The organism is Ignisphaera cupida, assembly GCF_030186535.1.
GTDB lineage: Archaea > Thermoproteota > Thermoprotei_A > Sulfolobales > Ignisphaeraceae > Ignisphaera > Ignisphaera cupida.
In genome coordinates this window covers 1-20002 of sequence record NZ_JASNVW010000005.1, presented here as the reverse complement: position 1 = coordinate 20002, position 20002 = coordinate 1, and the positions used below count along the sequence as shown (strand labels likewise).

Here is a 20002-nt window from a genome sequence, read left to right as displayed (position 1 = left end):
ATTGCAATAGCTTCACTGCACTGATGGTTTCATCAGATCATTGATGATTGATGATCATCGCAATCACCTTGGCTTAATTAGCTTAAAAGCTTTTATACCCCATTCAACACATTTTATAGTGAACAGTTTCGAATCCACAAATGGAGACTCTCAAACAAGAGAACCAGGATCGGAATCCATTAAATGGAATTGAAAGTTTAAATTTTCAATGCAGTATTGAATCAACACAAGAACAATTTCGAATCCAAAAAATGGAATTGAAAGTGCGAAATCTTAATCATATGCATCTTCCCATCAGCATCGTTAAAGGAATCCAAAAGATGGAATTGAAAGCCGCATATTTCGTGAAGAATTAAGGAGATTGCTGGACAGAAATCTATTAATGTTTATGTATCTTAATGACTGCAAAGAAGATGTTTAAATCCCGAGGAGGTGAAGAAGTGTAAAACGATGGTATGCTTTAAAACTTTCTTAAAATAAATCATAGATAGTAACACGCATCATAATCGTAGTCCATAGTTAAACACTATTTGTGTTAAAATTTTATAATGAGAGATGAGAGATATTTTGAAAGGTATTGAACGTGTAGAATATGTTCGAAGATAGTTTGATGTTCAAGAGATAAAAGATAAATTTTTGTTTCGAATAGTTTTTAGTCTAGTGATTTAGGATTGTCTCATCGGAGCGAGTTTCATGGTAGGGTTGTTGAAATAATTGAAGCAATACTAAGACACTATGGCTTTTCTGTTCAAAGAGAATATAGATTGCCAACTGGTGAAAGAATTGATTTAGTTGGTCAAAAAGATTCTTTAACTATTGCTGTTGAGGTTAGCATAACTTCGGATCTTGCTAAGGATATTGATAAACTCTCAAAGTTTAATGCAGACCTAAAGTTTATAGTTGTTGTGAAACCCTATGAAATTCCCACTATCAACGGTATTTACATAGTTGATTTGGAAGGGTTTGAACCAAGGTTAAGAAAGCTTTTGAAAGTTCCACTAGATTATCCTCCCGCCCTTGCTTCTCTACCACCTCTACCACCACTATCTTCATTAGACGAATTTGAAAATGTTTTAGAGGGGTTGGGGATTAAAGAATTTGTGGAACCTGCTCTAAAGCTGCTTCTCAAAGCCCATTTAATGGGGGGTCAAGTTCCAACAAGATTTGTTTACTGGCCATATCCTTTGGAGAAGCCTATAGTGGAAAGGATGCTTGAGGATCCAAGAGTTATAAATCTTTTAGTAACATTGGGTCTAGCACATGATGAATATGGCATTCATGGAAATTATCAAGAAGGTAAAGTATTTGGAATTACATTAACTGATAAGGGAGTTTCACTTGCAAAAGCATATGAAAAACATCTTGTGAATGAACATAGATACGAGATTGTGAATGTTGTAAAAAGCAAACCATTAATTTCATTTATAACAGCGTTGGCCTGTTTAAGAGGAGCCTCTCTGGTATACCCACCAAAACGTAATTATGTAGATGCTTTAGCCCATGTTGGATTCTTATTAGCAATACGAGACATTGATAGGGTTTCTGAACTGCCTTATCCAAGCGAATTGATATACTTCTGTATTTCTGCTTTTAATCTTCCAAAGATTCACAATGAAGGAGTTAAAACTTTGAAAGATTTGGAGAGAACAGGACTGGTTCTAATATCACCTTACGACTTTAAGGGTAGGGCATGTGAAGATAGCTGTATTTATGCGTCTACAGAACTTCTCAAGTTTATATGCAATTCACTGTATAAAGATAGCGTTGCAAAGCTTGAGGAGAGTGGTATTCCTAAAAATTAAGTGTATTAATTGCGTTAAGCGAATTGATAGGGATTCAGAACAAGTATCGAGATAAGCCCGAGAAGTTGAGAATTGAATTTGAAAAAACCTTGGATTTACTAGGTTTGGAGATGAATGATCTAAAGCCGTTGGTTGAAGATCTATATCTGAAAAGAATTTCAAGTAAGCTTATGGATAAAGAACCCTATCTAGTGATTTTAGATAGGCACAAGTTTATGGATATTTTGATTTGGCATCTTCAAGAAATTGAAGAAGAGATCCTGGCATTAGATAAATGAAGACAAAGTTAGATGTTTCGTTACATAGCAATAGCAGCAATATGTTATCACCATCAACATGTCGCAACAATTACATCGAAGCTTTTACATTGATATAAATCCAAAGGATTTTGAATTTCATAGAAACTTCAATAGGCTTCATAACATTTAAAAGTCTTTAAGTGTGGGAAATTGGAGGAGGCCATATTCATAAATATTAAGAGTAGTGAAGATGAAGAATAATAGCTAAGGAGGTAACAGGCTACACATATAATGCAGTATAATTAGTGTGGAGATATTAACACAGGTAATTCTATCCCATAGCAAATGAGTTTATCTATGAAAATTACTGAATATGTTGTAATGTGACACACATGTGGATGGTGGGGGATAAATGCAAAATATTCTTAGAGGTGTTACACATTGGAATTGAATATGAGGTATGTTGCTCAAAGGTATATTGTATTGCTATTATTGATACTTAAATCAGCAAAGCACCACAAAGCTGTTTGCATCTTGTTTTAACAATTAACATAGTTATATTATGTCAAAAACTTTTAGCTTCATCACAAAATTTGAGTATTTTGGAGATTTTTGGTGGCATCATGAGTAGTAGTCCAACAATGTCTATAGATGATATAGTTAAGCTTGTTGATGAGGTTGCTAGAAAGGGTCTTCCCTATGCAATAGGCGTTTTTGTGTTCTTCAGATCTCTTGAGGATGAGGCTTTCTCCAACACTTTTTTAACGCTCAAAGAGGGTTTTGGTGAGGAGATTGCAAGAGCTGATGCAATAGAGGTGAGAAGCAGATTTAGTGGCATATATAGATATACTAGAGTCGTTGTAGAGGGTAAGGAGGTTGAGGTAGGAAATTTCATTTCGGATTATACCTATCGCAAATACATATCTCCTGTGATATTGGCGGAGGCTAGAAAGAGACTTTCTAGCGCTCCATCCAATGAGATGAGGTCTCTTGCTGTAGCTTCAAGTATTATAATGTTTTTGTGGAGGGGAAAAAGAATAGGATATGGAGTTAGTGTTTACAGTGATTATAGTAATAGCAAATGTGTATCGTCATCAGATATCGATAATTTCACAAAGGCTGTATCAGCTGCTCTCAAAGAAGATTTAAGTGATGTTAGAAGATTCTTCTTTAAGTATTTGCTGGGCTATTCACATAATTCAGCATCTCGAAGACACAATTATTATGATTTATGTATTTATCCAAATGTTATTCAAGAGGTTGAGTCCTTAGCTGCAAAGGCTAGCGACTATGTTAAAACCCCCAATAGGCTACAGGTGAGTAGTATTCTTAGGGAGATGTACGACAAGGAGGAATATGTGAAAACATCTGTGGTCAATTTGGTAACAGAATGTGGATATGGCTCTGAGTACTGCTATGATAAAATTAACTATCTTTTAGCGTTCTTTGGATTACCTAGAGATATTCTGTGTAGGGAGTCTAGCATAGAGGGCGTTCTGTGGAATTGCATGCCAAACCCATTTGTATATGAGGATGTTGTGAAGGAGCTCAAGATCTTGGAGGAAAACGCTGTTAAGAGCCTCGGTCAGGAAGTGTCAAAGCTTTTTGTTAAGCAAGGCTATAAAAGTGTTTGCACAGGTAATAAATGTGTCTTTACAAAAGAGGGTTCAAAGCCTATAGTAACAATATTGCTTCCATGGCCTAAGCCCCCATCTATTTGGTTGCACGACATTCCTCGGGGAAGCATTGCTCTATTGGTTACTAAGGGTGCCCCCTCAGAAACTGTTTTGGAGTGGATAAATAGTCTTCCTCAGTATGACTCAAGCAAATATGCTCTATGGCTATTTCTGCAAAACTCTAAGCTGTTTGTAGCTGCTAACACCTATAACCATGCTATTCACTCAGAGGTTCTGAAAATTTTGGCACAAGACTATGAGGTTAAGTTCATTGAGCAGCCTCCTCAAGAGGCTGTTCAACTTCTTCAACAGTTGCGAACTGCAAAAGCTTTCGAAGCTCCGGTAGCAAGAGCCGTGGCTGAGGCAAGGGATTTTGAGAATAGGCTTCTGCTTTCCAAACCCTCTAGAGATGTTTTGGAGAGTATTGTTGCCAAAGTTTTGGAGGACTTTGGTTTTAAGGTTGATGTGGATGTTTTATTGCCTGCTAAGGGTGGTAATATCGAGGTTGATGTGTAGGGTGTTAGAAATGTTGAGGGCATGGAGTTCAGAGTTTATGTTTCGTGTAAGAACTGGAGAGATGTTGTTGGGAGAAGTGTTGTTGATCAGGAATTTGGAAGGGTTTTGCAGCTAATGAAAATCCCCCACCTAAGAATACTTGTTGCTAGAGAGCTTACAGATGATGCAAGAAGAGCTGCTCTAGACGACGGCTTTTTCGTTATAGAGCTTGGTGAAAAGACTTCAGCTGAAAACGCCAAGGAGATATACGAGCTTGTATCTGGAAAACTCAAAAAGTTGTTCACAGGTATAGCACCACAAAAGCTTAGGGATGTGGCTGAGAAACTAAAGCAGCTAGCCAAGGAGATAGAGGAGATAACGTAGAAGCTTGCAAACTATTTATATTCTATACTTAGTAAGTAGAAGCTTTATGCATGCTTTATCACACCTTTTCGATTTAATTCTTGAGAATTCAAATGCTTTAAAGTTTGCCTATTAGAAGTAATGTGGAAGTAATACTAAAGCTAAAGGTTTTTGCTGTAGAGGCAACTTCTAAAATGTGAACATTTATGGTGAGGCTTTATCTAGTTGCCTTCGAAGCGGAGGCATATACATATGGTTTTATTTATGGTCTGTTCTTGAACCTTTTCAGTTTTTTCTCTATGCTACAAATTTGCAAATGTTTATAAAGGTGGAAAACGTAGTGAAAGTTAGCTTGTTATAGTGTGTTTAAAATGTTTCGTGATGTTATTAGAAAGCGTTTGGAGAAAGGACCTATTCTAAAAAGACTTAGGGAGGAGTTCTTTAAGGCAGCTACTCAAATCCTAGATCCTGATCAGTTTCTCGTGGAGTTGCGCAAGGATTTAAAGAACATGGCTAGCCATGCGATAGTGATATCACCTTTTCTCAACAGAGCTGCAGTAGAGAAGTTCTGCAGCCTTGAGGAGGTTAGACGTGCTCTAGAGAGGGGGTGTAGGGTGGTAGTGATTACAAGACCTCCTGAAAAAGATCAGGTTAGTGATGTTGAGGAACATGGGATGTGCATCGAGATTTTAGAGAAATGCCATGTAAAAGTTGTTAAAAAGCCCAAATTCCACTTCAAAGCTGTTATAATAGATGATAGCATAATATATCTAGGTTCAATAAACCCACTACAAATAGTCACAGTACGATACGTACCAGCAGACTATATGCTAAGATTTGTAAGCGAAGCACTAGTATCAGAAATCATAGAAAGATTCATACCAGAATATGAAGAGTGGCTTAAATAAATGAAAAAGCCATCAACATAGCCAAGCAAGCCTTAGAAACTCCAAACAAACATGCTACTTTCAATTCCATTTTTTGGATTCAATTCTTTTGTTGAGTTCTGACACAGCTGTGATTTTCATTCTTTCAATTCCATTTTTTGGATTCACTCATCTTCTAATCACCAGTACTAATACTAGTATTATAATTACTTTCAATTCCATTTTTTGGATTCAAACATTTAGACTGTGATAGCCATGGACATAAACATTGCATCACTTTCAATTCCATTTTTTGGATTCCAGATACAAAGAAATGCAAAGAGCTGTTTGCGGGCTTTAAAGCTCTTTCAATTCCATTTTTTGGATTCGAAGTTGCAAACACCTTAGCAAAGCAAGGAAAAATCGATTCAACTTTCAATTCCATTTTTTGGATTCCTGATTGGAATAGCCTCTGTAGCGATGACATTGCATATATCTTTCAATTCCATTTTTTGGATTCAGAATTGGCTTTGGAGAAGCTCTTGTGCTTTTGTATAGCACCTTTCAATTCCATTTTTTGGATTCGGGGTCTTCACAAAGCTTGTCATGCAAATACCATGGAACTAGAAACAACTTTCAATTCCATTTTTTGGATTCAGCAACATATTTTCTTTGCTCATTCAAGTACAGGAAATGCATTCTTTCAATTCCATTTTTTGGATTCTGAAATAATTGAGTCACAGCTATCTGTGTATGCATGGACGGCTCTTTCAATTCCATTTTTTGGATTCAGAGTAAATCACATATGTTGTGTTTGTTGATTGGGCATAAACTTTACTTTCAATTCCATTTTTTGGATTCCTAAATAACAATTGAAATATGAGCAGTACACCAAACCAGGGGCACTTTCAATTCCATTTTTTGGATTCCCAGCTTCATCCACTCTAACAACAGCTTGGCGATTTCCTAAATTGCTTTCAATTCCATTTTTTGGATTCAGCTTTGCTAGCATCTCCAGTAGCGTTATTGGCTCAAACAACTACACTTTCAATTCCATTTTTTGGATTCTTGCTTATTTGGTTTTCCATGTGCTGCTCAGATTTATTAGCTTTTGGAGTTTGTTGTGTTTGAGAGGGTGAGAGTTTTGCTTGTTTGCAGAGCTACTTTTGATGTTGAGGCTGTTGATGATGTTGTTGTTTCTTTGTATAGTGGTAGATTTGTTAAGGCTTTGATTTATCTCTGTAGAGAGTTTGAGTGGGCAAGGTCTTTCTATGAGGTTAGAGCTTCTGTTAAGCCTTTTTCTGTTTCTCCTCTCTATGTTGTTTCTGGTTCTAGGCGTAGGTATATTCTTGATGGTGGTGCAATGCTTTCTTCTGGTTCTAGAGCCTGGTTCGACATGTCGTTTGTTTTGAGTGATTCTTCGAAGCTTGACTCTATTGCTTCTGGTGGTGAGTGTTTGGTTTCTATCTGGGGTAGGAGGGTTAGGGTTTCTCTCAAAACACTTGAGTTCACACCTTTGAAAAGCTTGAGCATTGGTTTTGCAGATTCTGGTAAGCAGCTTATTAAAATGGTTTTCCACACGCCTGTTCTCCTATCATCAAAGCTTATGGCTCCGCCACTAGAAAGCTTTAGAAAGAGGTTGGAGAAAGCAGAGAATCTATACATATTATATCCATCAACAAGCCACATATGCAACTACCTATCAAAGTTGTGGAGATCAGCAACAGGAGAAACACTGTTTGGAGGACCATCGGATGAGTGGTCAGACTACTTTCTTGGAAGGCTATGCGAAGTTGTTTTAACACCAATAGATCTTGATGTAAAGCCAAGAACAGTTAAATACGATGAGAAAAGGTCTATAAGAGGTTTCATAGGATATGCAATTCTAAAGCTAACAATAAGCAAAAGAAAAATTGTGGAGAAAATAGATAAGCTAATGGCTCTTGCAAACATTTTTGGAATAGGAAAGTCGAGGTCAATAGGATTTGGAGTAACAACAGCATCAGCAATTCCAATTAACGAGCTTCAACAATAACCCTTTTCTCTATGGAGAAAGTTGCTGAAGCTATGCATTAGAAAATGTGTGGTGAAAAAAATAATTTGTTTTGTTATGCTGGTAGCAAACCCTCTTTCTCTAATCTATCCGCTAACCACTTCAGATCTAGTTCTTCTAGTTTTGCTCTTGTTGGTCTTCCCCTTACCCATCCTCTAACACTGTAATACTCAGGTAGCATCTCACTTAGCTTTACAACATGGCCTTTAGCCGGCCCTTCTGGCATTGGCTCTTCTAGTAACCTTTTTGGCAAAGTATCATACTCTTCGCCATCTCCAAAGGCAAGTATGTTGAATACTCTTTCAGCATTGTATATCCTCTCACCTATTTTCCTAAACTCATCAGCTGTTACATTCCATCCAGTTACAGCTGATAGTTGCTCAGCTAATACATCTGCCCAGTAAGCAAATGAAACAAATTTGCAAACAACTAAACTGTCTAGAGCTGCGAAAACATCTTGAAACTCCTTAACCCATGCAGCTTTGCCCTTGGTCTCAAATCTGTTGAGAAGTTGTGGTATTCCAATAACCTCGGGAGCTATCATGTATGCTCTTAAGTGGCAACCACCTCTGTTGCTAGTTGCATATGCTAGTCCATGGCCTTGAGCACCTCTTGGGTCGTATGCTGGAAGCTCCTGGTTTCTAACAACCATGGCAATTTCTGGTGCTCCATACTTTTTAGCTAGTCTAGCAGCTCCCTCGGCAAGGTCATCGCCTATACCAGATCTGTATGCTGTTCTCCATGTTAGCTCAACAAGTGCTTCTCCATTGCCCCACTCAACCTTCAAGCCTCTCAGCTTCTCCTTTGGCACTTTCCCAAGTGATACAAGCTCCATTAGAGTAGCTATTGTTGCTCCCATTGATATTGTGTCTAGGCCAAGCTCATTGCATAAATAATTAGCTTTTGTAACAGCATACAAGTCGCTTGTACCTGTATCCGCGCCCAAGGCCCAAACAGTTTCGTATTCTGGTCCCCCACCCTCACCTGTGAACGGTGGTTTAACAAGTCTTGTGTATCTTGCACACTTTATTTCACAACCCCAGCACACTTCCTCCTCAGCCATTTTCCAATCCATAATCTCATCAGCAATTCTTTCACCACTAATCATACTCGCCTCTGGAAACACACCTGTTCTAAAGTTTCTTGTTGGGAAAATCCCATGAGCATTTATAACATTAACTAGTGCAGCTGTTCCATACTTTGGAAGAGTTTGTGATGTTACAGGAGACTTCTTTATAATATCCATAGACTTGAGAGCAACCTCCTCAAGCCTCTCCTCATTAGCCACACGAGGCTTCATATGACCTCTAACAGCTATAGCTTTAAGCTTTTTAGATCCCCAAACAGCTCCATGACCACCTCTACCAGCAGCCCTGTTCTTATCGTTTATAATACACGCAATTCTAACGAGATTCTCACCAGCAGGTCCTATGCAAGCAACCTTTATCTCTCTAGCTTCATCAGATCCAACAACAGGTGCAAGCTCTTCTCTAATCATATCAGTTGTTGAATGAGTGTCCTTACCCCACAAATGCTTAGCATCTCTAAGCTCAGCTTTGCCATCATAAATCCAAAGATAAACAGGTTTCTCCGAAGCACCCTCAACAATAACCATGTCAAATCCAGCAAACTTTAGCTCAGGACCAAACTTTCCACCACTGTGAGAATCATGTATGGTGTTTGTTAATGGAGATTTTGTTACAGAACACCATCTACCGGAAGAGGGTATTCCTGTAACACCTGTTAAAGGACCTGTAGCAACAATTGCTTTGTTCTCTGGGCTTAGAGGATCTACTCGTGGATTAACCTCTTTAAGCATGTAGTATACTCCAAGCCCCCTGCCACCAACCCACTTTCTGAGAACATCCTCAGAAGGCAAATCCTCAATCCTTACCCTGCCCTCAGACAGATTAACTCTCAAAACTCTGCCCATGTATCCACCAACAGGCATAGTCTCATCCAAATCATGCAACTCCTAAGTACAGAAACATGCAAAGTGCTTATATAAAGCTTATGCTAAAGTGTGTAGCATGTGCAAAAACTTGTTGCTTTTACTACCCCCCAGCAGCTGGAGGAAATATATCTATAGTTGAATCACTGCAAATCTCTGTTTCAATGCCTTTAAGAAGCTTTATGTTAACACCATTTACCAAAACCATGTAGTCATCCAAATTGCTAAGCACAACACTTTTCAGATCTTCAAGAAGAGACAAAAGCTCTTTCAAATTTACCTTCTCCCTATCTAAAACAAAAACCTTTTCGCTCCAACCAAGCTTCTTAGTCAAGTCCATGTAGACACGTACAGCTATTCTCAATTACCACACCACAAAAAGTCAGTGCTTGTAAGACTCTTAAACCTATTACACTGTTAAACAACCTTGGCTTTTGGTGAACCAAACTGAAATTTGCTTTTCTGTGTAGAGAACCCTTTGGAGATATTGGAAAAAGAGTTGCTGTTGTTGGAGCAGGTCCAGCAGGTCTTGCAGCAACTGGTTATCTTGTTTGCAGAGGCTATGAAGTTGATGTTTATGATAAGCTTCCATACCCCGGGGGCATGATGACATTTGCTATACCACGTTCAAGAATACCACTGGAGGAGGTTTTCGAGGGTTGGAAGGATCTTGAGCAAAACTTTGGTGTTAGATTCTACCTAAAAACCAAAGTGGCTTTGGGTAATGGTGTTGATGAAGGTGATGAGTTTGTTGAGAAAAGAGTTGATCTAACTCAACTCTCTAGAAACTATGATGCAGTAGTTATTGCTACTGGTGCGTGGAGATCTAGGCTTCTTGGTGTTGAGGGAGAGAATGCGAAAAATGTTGTTACAGCACTAAGCTTTTTGTATAGAAGAAGGGTTTCTGAACTTGGATTAGCCAAAAACGGTTTTGATTCTTTTAGAAAAGCCATTGTTATTGGAGCTGGTCTAAGTGCTGTTGATGCTGCTGAAGAGTGTTTGTCTATGGGCATAAGCGAGGTTTATATGGTGTATAGAAGAACCATTAGAGAAGCTCCTGCTGGTGAATACAAAATTAAGAAGCTTATTGACAAAGGTGTTAAGTGGATTGAGCTTGCACAACCAAAGAGAATTGTTGTTGAAAGTGGCTATGCCAAAGGGGTTGAGTTTCTCAAGGTTCAGCTTGGTCCACCAGATGAAAGTGGTAGACCAAAACCCATACCAGTACCTGGAACAGAGTTTTTCATAGAAGCAGATCTCATTGTTGCTGCAGTTGGTGAAACACCAACACCACCAATATACTCTGGAGAACTACTGAAATACATAGACTCATCTGGGAGAATAGTTGTTGGAAGCGACTATAGAATTCCAAATACAAACATTTTTGCTGTTGGCGATGTTGCTACAGGCCCATCGAAAATAGGTCTTGCCATTGACCATGCGCTAAAAGCTGTTAGAGTTGTAGATGCTATGCTTTCTGGTGAGAAGATAAGTGTTGAGGATATGGTGAAAAGACTAAGGCCAGTTGAAAGGTTTTTGCCAAGAGCTGTGACATGGGATGAGGGGTTGGCGAAAACCATGTGCGAGTTTTTAAATAGGCATGGTGGTGTAGAAGCAGAGTTTTGCTTATCTGCAAAACCATTTCTAAAAATATTCGACTATGGAAAGTGCATGGGCTGCGAAACATGCAATGCTATATGCAGTTTTATTCACGATGGAAAATCCTATGTGAGAATAAGGAAAACAGACTATGGACTTGTCTTCCCCACAGCATGTCTGCACTGCACAAATGCTAAATGCCAATCTGCATGCAAAAGAGATGCTATTATCAGAGGTGGCATGGGGGAGATAATCATCGATATGAAGAAATGCAACAAGTGCATGGACTGCATATATGCTTGTCCAATTAGAGCGATTAGAATAAGTAGAGGAGATATAGTGAATTGCGATCTTTGTTTACAGCTTAGAAGAGGTGGGTTGGAACCAGCATGCATATCTATGTGCCCATCTGGCGCAATAATTCTTGCTGCATCACCTGCTAAGACATAGAGAAAACGTTTTTACAAAAGAATCTTGAGTTATCTATTCACTACTCTGTTGTTTGATAAGCAAATAAAGTTGAATAATGTATGCTGCAAGCAGTATTGCGTTTCTTATTGTTGCTACCCACTGAACTGGAGAGTCTATTGTCCATGGGGAAAACTTTACAGGTATTTCAACATATTTTGCTATTGCCTGTCTTATTTCCTGGTCTTTGAAAAACATTAGGATTATTGATGCACTTGCAGCATCAGCGAAGATGTATGGTGCTATCAATGTTTTTGGAATTGCTAGCAGTGCTAGTGGTGTTATTAGAAGAATCATTTGTGGTGAGAAGATGTAGTTGAATACTATGCCTGTTGCTATTGCCTGTAGAGATACCTCCACAAGTTTTCTCCAATTGCTTATCTCAACAGTCATTACAAGTAGCATAAATATTGTTGCTAGTGTGTAGAATAATATTCTATGAATTGGATTGTATATATCATGAACTATCGGTAGATACAAACAGTTTTCGCAATACCATGTCATGTGATGATTCACAAAATCAGAGAAGCCTTTGCTGAAAAAAGCTGCTACAACCATGTATGGAGCTGCTCCAAATAATGTAAAACCGGTTGCAAAGCTTGTTATCTTCTCATAGCCAATTTCTTTGCGAAGACTTTTCTGAAGCATGTCATAGCCAATAGCAATAACTGCAAAAAGTGGTATTAGCTTAGCTGATGTTGCTAAACCAAGCAGAGCTCCTCCAACACCATACCTTTCATTGATTAGCTCATAAACAGCTATTACAACAAGAGATGCTGTTAAAACATCCCAGTTGTATATCATGTATATCACTGTCGATGGAAGAACAAAGAATATTAGAACCCTGCTCCAACTAGATCCAACAGCCTTAGCTATTCTAATCATGTAAATAGCCATTAGAATTGCTGAAACAGCTAAAACAGCTGATTGAATGGCGAAGTGAATTGGAATAACATAGTTTGAAACAAGAGATCTGTAGTCAAGAGGATTTTTGGGAACACCAACAAATTTGTATACATATAGAAACGATGTGCATGTAGAGAAATACCAAATCAAAGCTGTTAAAGGAGGATACTCAAACTTGTAGTCCCTGTATGGAGCTGGACAAGAAAAAACATCTATATTGCCACTAACAAGTTTTAAAACAACCTCTCTGCTATACCAATACCCAGAAATCTTAGAGTCATCAAGAGAACCAAAAGGGGAAACAACATCAAGAAACCTTGGAACAAAAACACCATAGACAATATCGCTATAGAGAAAACCAGTATTGCCAAAAACATCCCTATTCAAAGGATATGGAAAATGAATATAGATGGAGAAAGCAAGCGAAGAAGCAACAACAATAGCTATAAAAACATAGTAGATTCTAAAACCAGCCACACCACCACACCCAAACAAACCAAAATCAAGTTACTCAACACAACATCTAAAAAACCAAAAACAATATAAGCTTTCAACACGTCCATTAAAAATTAAAAGACATGAAACAAAAAACTAATACATGGCAATGACGAGCTCCTAGCCTCTGCTGAAAAATGATGAAGCCGGGCCGAAAGTCTGAGGTTTTTACACAAACCATTACTAATAAAGTCTTGCTTTACAATTGCATTGTTGCAGCAATGGGTTGCTGTATGATAAAGGTTTAATGATATTGCAATAATCATGGTATTAGTGAATTCAGGATTTGTTCTTCTTTCAATAAGGTTTGTAGTGCAGGTTTCGTAATGGGAAGTCTCGATGAGCAAAACTTGGATTAGAATTCATTAAATGGAATTGATGAAAATATTTATATACTTTTTATCGCTAATTATGTAATTAAATGATGTTTTTGAGCTGAGGTTGAATGCCTTTACTATTGCAAACAAGGGGTATTGTTAAAAAGTTTCCTGGAACTATTGCTTTGAAGGGTGTTGATTTTGATTTGGGTGTAGGCGAGGTTCATGTGCTAGTTGGTCAGAATGGTGCTGGAAAATCTACGTTTCTCAAGATTATCAATGGTATACTTACACCAGATGATGGCGAGATTTATGTGAATGGGGCAAAGGTTTTTATAGATAGTCCTATGAAGGCTAAGAAACTTGGCATAACTCTTACTCATCAAGAAGCTACGTTAACTCCTAATTTAACTATTGCTGAATACATGTTTTTAACTGCAAAAATTTCGAGAAAATCGTTTGCTTTGCTAAGGAATAGCGAATTAGCTGAGCTGGGCAAAAAGTATTTGGAGTTTGTTGGTCTTAGCGTAAATCCAATGACTAAAATCAAGGATCTTAGAGCAGCTGAGAAGCAGCTTGTTCAAGTTGCAAGGGCTTTGGCTGAAGGTGGTAAAGTGATATGTATGGATGAGCCAACAAGTGCTCTTACAAAATCAGAAGTGCTTCATCTCTTCAATGTTATTAGGGAGCTGAAGAAGAAAGATGTTTCTGTAATTCTTGTAACGCATAAAATAGATGAGGTGTTTGAGATAGGGGATAGGGTTACTGTGCTTAGAGATGGAGAAAAAATTGGAACATTCAATGTTAGTGAAGTAACTCATGAAAAGCTTGTGGAGTTAATGATAGGTAAGCCTCTAGTGGAATTCTATGAGGTGGGTATGGCAGCTAAGAAGAAGGTGGAGATCCAAGCAACACCTCTTCTAGAAGTGAGAAATCTTTATACAACACCATCACTTCCCATAGAGGTTCCATTGAAAGGTCTCTCATTCACACTTTACAAAGGTGAGATTCTTGGTGTAACAGGCTTGTTGGGTGCTGGAAAAACGGAATTGGGCAAAGCTCTTATAGGTATGGAGAAAATAACAAGGGGAGAGATATATATTGAGGGTAAAAGAGTTAGAATAGGAAATCCTGTTGATGCGAGAAAATATGGTATTTTTTACCTACCTGAGGACAGAAATAGAGAAGGACTGGTTTTACTATTATCGGTAAGAGACAACATTGTGTTACCATCAATTACAAGTATATGCAAGTTGCATCTCCTTAGAGATTTAAAACTTGAACAGAGAATTGCGGATTGGTATATAAAAAGATTGAGAATAGTAGCTCCATCACCAGAGGTTAGAGTTGATAATTTGAGTGGTGGTAATAAGCAGAAGGTTGTAATAGCAAAAACTCTTGAAACTCGCCCCAAAATACTAATACTTGATGAACCCACTTTTGGAATAGATATTAGTGCTAAGATGGAGATAAGAAGAATTATTGCAGAACTTGCTAGTGGAGGTTATGGAATAATATTGTTGTCTTCAGATATTGACGAGGTTTTGGCGCTTTCAGATAAGGTGTTGGTGCTAAAGGATGGAGTGCAGATAGGTTTGTATCAACGTGAGGAACTAGATAGGGATAAACTTATTAAATTGTTGGGTGCTAAGGTTTAAGCGATTTGTAGGTGATGTTGTTGAAATCCAATGTTCTAAACAAGTTAAATATGCTAAGAAAAATAACTTCTCATGAAATGTTTCCTCCAGCAATGTCACTGCTGATGCTATACATCATCTCCGCTTCAATATCTCCCCAGTTTCTAACCACATACAACCAGTATGTACTAATACTTCAAACAGTACCACTAGCTTTACTGGCTCTTGGAGAATCTCTAATCATTATGATGGGTAGCATAGACTTATCTCCTGGATCGGTAATGGCTCTTACAGGCACAATCTCTGCTATACTAATTAAGCAACTTGGTTTTGACCCTGGCTTGGGTATTGCTGCTGGAATATTGTGTGGTACTCTGATAGGTTTTCTCAATGGTTTAATGGTTACAAAGGCAAAGATATTCTCCTTTGTGTCTAGCCTAGCTATTTTAGTTATTGGAAGAGGATTTGTGTTAATACTTACTCAGGGTAGGTCAATAACTGGTTTAGTAGAGTTTAGAGTATTTACATATGTAACAATTCTTGGGCTACCGGTAATGGTTTGGGTATTCATATTGTTGCTAATAGTGCTATATATTGTTGTTAGAAGAACATCTGTGGGTTTGGTGCTTTATGGGCTTGGGGGAAACGAGGAAGCTGTGAGAGTATCTGGTGTTAGAGTAGACTTCTTCAAGGTGCTAGCATTCTCACTGGCAGGTACTCTCTATGGGCTTTCTGGACAAATAATGAATGCTAGACTTGAAATAGCTTATCCATGGACTGGATGGGGCTATGAACTAGATGCTATAGCTTCATGTGTGCTAGGAGGATATTACTTAACTGGTGGTGTAGGCAATCCTGTAGGCCCAGTGCTAGGAGCATATGTACTAACAATGATTACTAACATATTTGTTTTGATAGGTTTAGACCCATATTTCCAATGGGTTGTCAAGGGAATAATACTGATAGGAGCAGCTGCAATACTAACCAGAGGTCTGAGATACGTTAAGTAAAGCTTAAACAATTCATATTTTTAAACTTAAGCAAGTTACTAGAAACAACTAAGGTTTTACACGATACAGTAAGGTGGTATAAGGCATAAAAATATAAATTTATAATTTTTTCTAAAAGTATTTACTTCTAAGCTGGTGTGAAGTTATGAGCGCACCAAGGGCTATAAGCAGATTGGTTGTATTTCTCGTTGTAGGAATTATCATTGGCGTGTTAATAGGGTATTTCGCTGGTTATAGCATGGCTCCCTCAGCTCCTCCAACAACAATTATACGAACCGTGGAGAAAACAGTTACACAAACCATTGGCACAACCGTTACGGTAACAACTGGGCCTCAAGCTGTAAAGGAGATAAAGCTAGCACTATTTGTTGTTGATTTTGGCCATCCATACTTCAAGGGTATGGCTGCTGGTGCTCAAAGAGCTGTTGAGTATTTCCAGAAAATAGGTTTGCCAGTTACTATGGATGTGTTTGATGCTAAAAACGATCCTGCAACACAAGTTTCTCAAATAGAAACAGCAATTGGTAAGGGATATACTGTTTTGCTTGTTAATCCAATAACTTATGAGGCTGCAGAACCCGCATTGAGAAAAGCTAAAGATGCTAAAATACCTGTGTTCACACTTGATAGAGATGTGGCTGATAAAACTCTTAGAATAGCATTTGTTGGTACAGATAATGTGGCTGCAGCTGAGGTAGAGGCTCGATACTTCTTAAAAACACTAGAGTCTAGGGGGTATTCAAAACCATGGAAAATAGTTATACTAAATGGATTGCCTGGAGCATCCTCAGCTGAGGAGAGAAAGAAAGGATTTCACAATGTTCTTGATCCATTAGTACAGAAAGGAGAGGTTCAAATAGTTTATGAGGATTATGCAGACTTTAGAAGCGATACAGCATATTCAAAAATGCAGTCACTTCTAGCTAGAACACGTGATATTCACGGCGTAATTGCAGCAAATGATGAAATGATACTTGGAGCAATTAAGGCATTACGAGATGCAGGCTTAAAGCCATGTGAACAAGTAGTTACATTTGGTTTTGACGCAATTTCAGCAGCGGTAGAAGCTACAAAAGAAGGAACACTTTGTGGAACAATAGGACAAGCAGCATTTCTACAGGGATACTGGGGAGTACTAGCAGCAGTATACCATGTTCTCTACGGCTGGAACCCACCCACAGACTGGATCAAAACACCTGTAGTACCAGTCATGAAGGAAAACATTGACTGGTTTGGATACGTCATCTCAACACCTATATCACTACCAGTTATACCAATTGAGCCTTACACAGCATACTAAAACCAATCAAAATAAAAAACATTTTTTTAACATTCTTAAGTTCTTTACAGTATTATTGCTAACAACATTTTCATATACATTAATATTTAGTGATAATAAAAGTTGGAAGTACCTCTAGATTTGATTAAGTACGTAATGGAAGAGGAAGATAATAGTTATAAAAACCCCATAGATTAAATTTAGGAAAAGCTATGTTATATGGTTGTTGCACCATTGCTTTAGGATTTCTTGGTTTGTTTGCCTAGTGCTAGTCCAAGTGCTAGAAGTACTACTCCAACACCTATTGTTATTCCTGTTGTGAATGCCCAGTCAATTTTTGTTACTTCAGTAGTTGCTGTTGTTGTGACGATTTTTGTTATTGTTTGTGTTGCTGTTGTTGTTTGTGTTTGTGTTGTTGTAGCTGTTTCTGTAACTGTGGCTGTTGCTGTTTTTGTTGTTGTGTATGTAACTGTTTTTGTTTTCTCTACTGTTGTAGTTGATGTGGTTGCTAAAGTCGATGTAGCTGTTTGGATTATTGTTATCGTTGCTTGCTGCAAAGTTGTTGTCGTTGTTGCTGGTACCAGTACTTGTTTTGCGAATTGTTTTAGCCAAGGTATTGAAGTGTCGATTAATACAGTGTACTGCTTATACCTTAGAGCCACTTTTGTTTCCACAAAAGCCTCAACCAAAACACCTTTTTGGTAAACAGCCCACCCCCTAAGAACATCAGTATCAACAGTGAAATTCCCACTATATCTAGGATCTATGAAAACCTCTACAGATGATGCATTCAACTTGTAAACAATTACAGAACGAGGAAATGCAAACACAAGTGAAAGCAAAGATGTAAGAGACTCGCAAAAACTTCCCTTTGACTCAACAGGCGATAAACCCACAGTAAATGTGACATTACCACTACCAACATCTACATTCTTTATATCAACATTGATTTCATATGAACATCTAAATGAAGAGTCATAGACAACAATAAAATACTTGAGATAATCGCCAACACCATAAAGCTGCTCACCAAACAAACCAGCAAAACCATAAACACTTGTAAACAGCACCATCACCACTCCAAGTAACAACACAAACTTAGCCAAAATTCTTAACATTTTGCACATCACCTCACAACAACACCTACAAAACTTAGTTATATAAATACACACGAAAATAAAACCATCTACAAAATTATTGCTTCTAATCCTCTATAAGACAACCAAACACATTAACTAGCTTAGCCTTTGTGAGAATCAAAAAGTTCACTATTTAAAACATTTGCATAGACATGGATAAAGGGATTAGGTCAAAAATTTCAGTAACTCTAATTATTAGAGAAATCAGGAAAAGGTTAAAATAATTGTTACTATTTGTTTGAGGTAATATTAAGAAAAAGAGAGTTGGGGGTTAATAGTTGGAGGATAAGCTATTTAGTTATGTTGTTAAGTTGACAAGTAGTCATAGGGGTGCTGGTACTAGAGAGGAAGAAGAGGCGAGGAAGTATATAGTTGAAGTACTTAGGAGTCTAGGTTATGATCCCAGAATAGAATATTTTCCAACACCTCCAACATTTTCATATATATTATAATATATTTAATTATGTCGCTAGCTCCTCTACTAGCCCTAGCTAAAGCTGAGTTAATGGCTGTAGCAATCTCATTAACAGGTTTAACATTACTATCGCTTGAAGAAGAGCTGTACATACCAATATTAACGCTGATGCTAGGCCATTTGTTGAGAAGGAGATCAGCAAATGTTGTGACTAGTTTTGGATCTGGGGAGAAGAGAATAGTTGTTATGGCACATTACGATAGTGCTAAAGCTGCTTATAGCTTCAATCCTCGTAGAGTTCACATGCTTAGACGCACTATCTATGTTAACTTCTTTTCATCGATTTTAGTTGTTGTTATGACCATAGTAGGTGTGTTTTTATTTCGCTATGCTCTTTTCACAGCTTTAATTCTGTCAACACCTCTATGGCTAACAGTAGCAATACTAATTCATAGAGAGCTTTTCCACAACTATGTCCCCGGGGCTAACGACAATGCATCGGGAGTTGCAGTAGTTCTAGGATTGGCAGAATCTCTTAAGAGGGAAGAGCAGAGCCTCGGTAGCAAGATCTCTTTGTATATAGTGTTTACTGGAGCTGAGGAAGTGGGAATGCTAGGATCATACTACTTTCGCAAGTACAATCCACATTTACTATCGAATGCAATAATAATCAATGTTGATAATCCAGGTTTTGGAAAATTATATCTAACAGAATGCGAAGGCGTTGTATTGACATGGTGCTCTAATAAAGAGTTTAGAACATTCATACACAAATTCGCTAAGAGCAAGGGGATAAATACAATGGTATACAAACTCTTACCAACAGATGCAACACCTTTAATGAGATCAGGATATAAAGCAACAAGTTTAATGGCCTTTGCTAATGGTATGATCAAAAACTATCACTGGTATAGCGACACAGCAGATGGTATAGACTCTAGAAACTTGGCTAAAGCTAGGGATATACTATTGGAACTTATAAAAAGTTTAGCAATTTATTAGCATTTGAAGAACATTATTTTAGATGCCTTATATACTTGTTGCTAAAATCTTTCAATTCCATTTTTTGGATTCAATACCATTGGAGCAAGTGCCAATAGCTATTCCAGTTATTAATGTTCTTTCAATTCCATTTTTTGGATTCTTTTCTAGCGGGGCTAAAAATGTCCACACCTAAATCAAGTAACTTTCAATTCCATTTTTTGGATTCTTTATAGTCAGCTTCTGTTTCCTCAAACGAGAATTTTCTTCTAATCCAAACATTTCTACTTTCAATTCCATTTTTTGGATTC

Annotated in this window: 16 protein-coding genes and 1 CRISPR repeat array; of the genes, 12 read left to right on the top strand and 4 right to left on the bottom strand. The window is 37.8% G+C overall.

Translation table 11 applies throughout. The features are described 5' to 3' along the window. Positions 1-671 precede the first annotated feature (671 nt). The 6 genes from QPL79_RS07455 (at position 672) to cas6 (ending at position 7476) form a co-directional block, all read left to right on the top strand. Complete coding sequence (locus tag QPL79_RS07455) at positions 672-1802, top strand: hypothetical protein (RefSeq protein ID WP_285274182.1); 1131 nt, start codon at positions 672-674, stop codon at positions 1800-1802. A 23-nt stretch (positions 1803-1825) separates the two neighbouring features. Then, positions 1826-2080 (top strand): hypothetical protein, encoded by a 255-nt coding sequence (locus tag QPL79_RS07450; protein ID WP_285274181.1) that lies wholly within the window; start codon positions 1826-1828, stop codon positions 2078-2080. A 584-nt stretch (positions 2081-2664) separates the two neighbouring features. Then, entirely contained in the window at positions 2665-4233 is a 1569-nt protein-coding gene (locus QPL79_RS07445; RefSeq protein WP_285274180.1) for a hypothetical protein, read from the top strand. Positions 4234-4254: 21 nt separating this feature from the next. After that, positions 4255-4596, top strand: coding sequence for a hypothetical protein (locus tag QPL79_RS07440; protein WP_285274179.1), 342 nt, complete (start codon positions 4255-4257; stop codon positions 4594-4596). A 350-nt stretch (positions 4597-4946) separates the two neighbouring features. Continuing rightward, positions 4947-5483 (top strand): phospholipase D-like domain-containing protein, encoded by a 537-nt coding sequence (locus tag QPL79_RS07435; RefSeq protein WP_285274178.1) that lies wholly within the window; start codon positions 4947-4949, stop codon positions 5481-5483. Positions 5484-5540: 57 nt separating this feature from the next. Continuing rightward, a CRISPR array of direct repeats spans positions 5541-6509; the repeat unit is 24 nt; unit sequence CTTTCAATTCCATTTTTTGGATTC. Positions 6510-6564: 55 nt separating this feature from the next. Continuing rightward, the gene (gene cas6 / locus QPL79_RS07430; RefSeq protein WP_285274177.1) at positions 6565-7476 is read left to right on the top strand and encodes a CRISPR system precrRNA processing endoribonuclease RAMP protein Cas6; all 912 of its coding nucleotides are present in this window, start codon (positions 6565-6567) and stop codon (positions 7474-7476) included. Between the two features lie 73 nt (positions 7477-7549). Here the strand turns inward: cas6 and QPL79_RS07425 are convergent, their stop codons facing one another. Further along, positions 7550-9445, bottom strand: a complete 1896-nt coding sequence (locus tag QPL79_RS07425) for an aldehyde ferredoxin oxidoreductase family protein (RefSeq protein WP_350309101.1) — start codon at positions 9443-9445, stop codon at positions 7550-7552. Positions 9446-9548: 103 nt separating this feature from the next. Continuing rightward, a complete protein-coding gene (locus tag QPL79_RS07420) occupies positions 9549-9809 on the bottom strand; it encodes a MoaD/ThiS family protein (RefSeq protein WP_285274176.1) in 261 nt (86 codons plus the stop codon). An 83-nt stretch (positions 9810-9892) separates the two neighbouring features. On the opposite strand from QPL79_RS07420, the gene QPL79_RS07415 reads away from it, so the two are divergent. Then, positions 9893-11494, top strand: coding sequence for an FAD-dependent oxidoreductase (locus QPL79_RS07415; protein WP_285274248.1), 1602 nt, complete (start codon positions 9893-9895; stop codon positions 11492-11494). Between the two features lie 33 nt (positions 11495-11527). On the opposite strand, the gene QPL79_RS07410 is transcribed toward QPL79_RS07415, so the two are convergent. Further along, positions 11528-12895, bottom strand: coding sequence for a glycosyltransferase family protein (locus QPL79_RS07410; RefSeq protein WP_285274175.1), 1368 nt, complete (start codon positions 12893-12895; stop codon positions 11528-11530). A gap of 463 nt (positions 12896-13358) precedes the next feature. On the opposite strand from QPL79_RS07410, the gene QPL79_RS07405 reads away from it, so the two are divergent. From QPL79_RS07405 to QPL79_RS07395, 3 genes are all read left to right on the top strand, one after another. Beyond that, positions 13359-14888: a sugar ABC transporter ATP-binding protein gene (locus tag QPL79_RS07405; RefSeq protein ID WP_285274174.1), complete on the top strand. Its 1530-nt coding sequence runs from the start codon at positions 13359-13361 to the stop codon at positions 14886-14888. 20 nt (positions 14889-14908) lie between these two features. Then, on the top strand, positions 14909-15877 hold the full coding sequence (locus QPL79_RS07400) for an ABC transporter permease (protein ID WP_285274173.1): 969 nt from the start codon (positions 14909-14911) through the stop codon (positions 15875-15877). Positions 15878-16022: 145 nt separating this feature from the next. After that, complete coding sequence (locus QPL79_RS07395; protein WP_285274172.1) at positions 16023-17177, top strand: substrate-binding domain-containing protein; 1155 nt, start codon at positions 16023-16025, stop codon at positions 17175-17177. Positions 17178-17395: 218 nt separating this feature from the next. Here the strand turns inward: QPL79_RS07395 and QPL79_RS07390 are convergent, their stop codons facing one another. Continuing rightward, positions 17396-18274: a hypothetical protein gene (locus QPL79_RS07390; RefSeq protein WP_285274171.1), complete on the bottom strand. Its 879-nt coding sequence runs from the start codon at positions 18272-18274 to the stop codon at positions 17396-17398. Positions 18275-18573: 299 nt separating this feature from the next. Between QPL79_RS07390 and QPL79_RS07385 the strand changes: the two genes are divergently transcribed. Continuing rightward, entirely contained in the window at positions 18574-18747 is a 174-nt protein-coding gene (locus QPL79_RS07385; protein ID WP_285274170.1) for a hypothetical protein, read from the top strand. A gap of 11 nt (positions 18748-18758) precedes the next feature. After that, positions 18759-19712 carry a M28 family metallopeptidase gene (locus tag QPL79_RS07380; protein ID WP_285274169.1) on the top strand — a complete coding sequence of 318 codons (954 nt, stop codon included), beginning with the start codon at positions 18759-18761 and terminating at the stop codon, positions 19710-19712. Positions 19713-20002 lie beyond the last annotated feature (290 nt).

Excerpts from the sequence above, each read along its gene's own strand:
- QPL79_RS07435 (WP_285274178.1), top strand. The coding sequence starts at position 4,947 with ATGTTTCGTGATGTTATTAGAAAGCGTTTGGAGAAAGGACCTATTCTA.
- QPL79_RS07440 (WP_285274179.1), top strand. The coding sequence starts at position 4,255 with ATGGAGTTCAGAGTTTATGTTTCGTGTAAGAACTGGAGAGATGTTGTT.
- QPL79_RS07405 (WP_285274174.1), top strand. The coding sequence starts at position 13,359 with ATGCCTTTACTATTGCAAACAAGGGGTATTGTTAAAAAGTTTCCTGGA.
- QPL79_RS07445 (WP_285274180.1), top strand. The coding sequence starts at position 2,665 with ATGAGTAGTAGTCCAACAATGTCTATAGATGATATAGTTAAGCTTGTT.
- QPL79_RS07380 (WP_285274169.1), top strand. The coding sequence starts at position 18,759 with ATGTCGCTAGCTCCTCTACTAGCCCTAGCTAAAGCTGAGTTAATGGCT.
- QPL79_RS07395 (WP_285274172.1), top strand. The coding sequence starts at position 16,023 with ATGAGCGCACCAAGGGCTATAAGCAGATTGGTTGTATTTCTCGTTGTA.
- QPL79_RS07425 (WP_350309101.1), bottom strand. The coding sequence starts at position 9,445 with ATGCCTGTTGGTGGATACATGGGCAGAGTTTTGAGAGTTAATCTGTCT.
- QPL79_RS07390 (WP_285274171.1), bottom strand. The coding sequence starts at position 18,274 with ATGTTAAGAATTTTGGCTAAGTTTGTGTTGTTACTTGGAGTGGTGATG.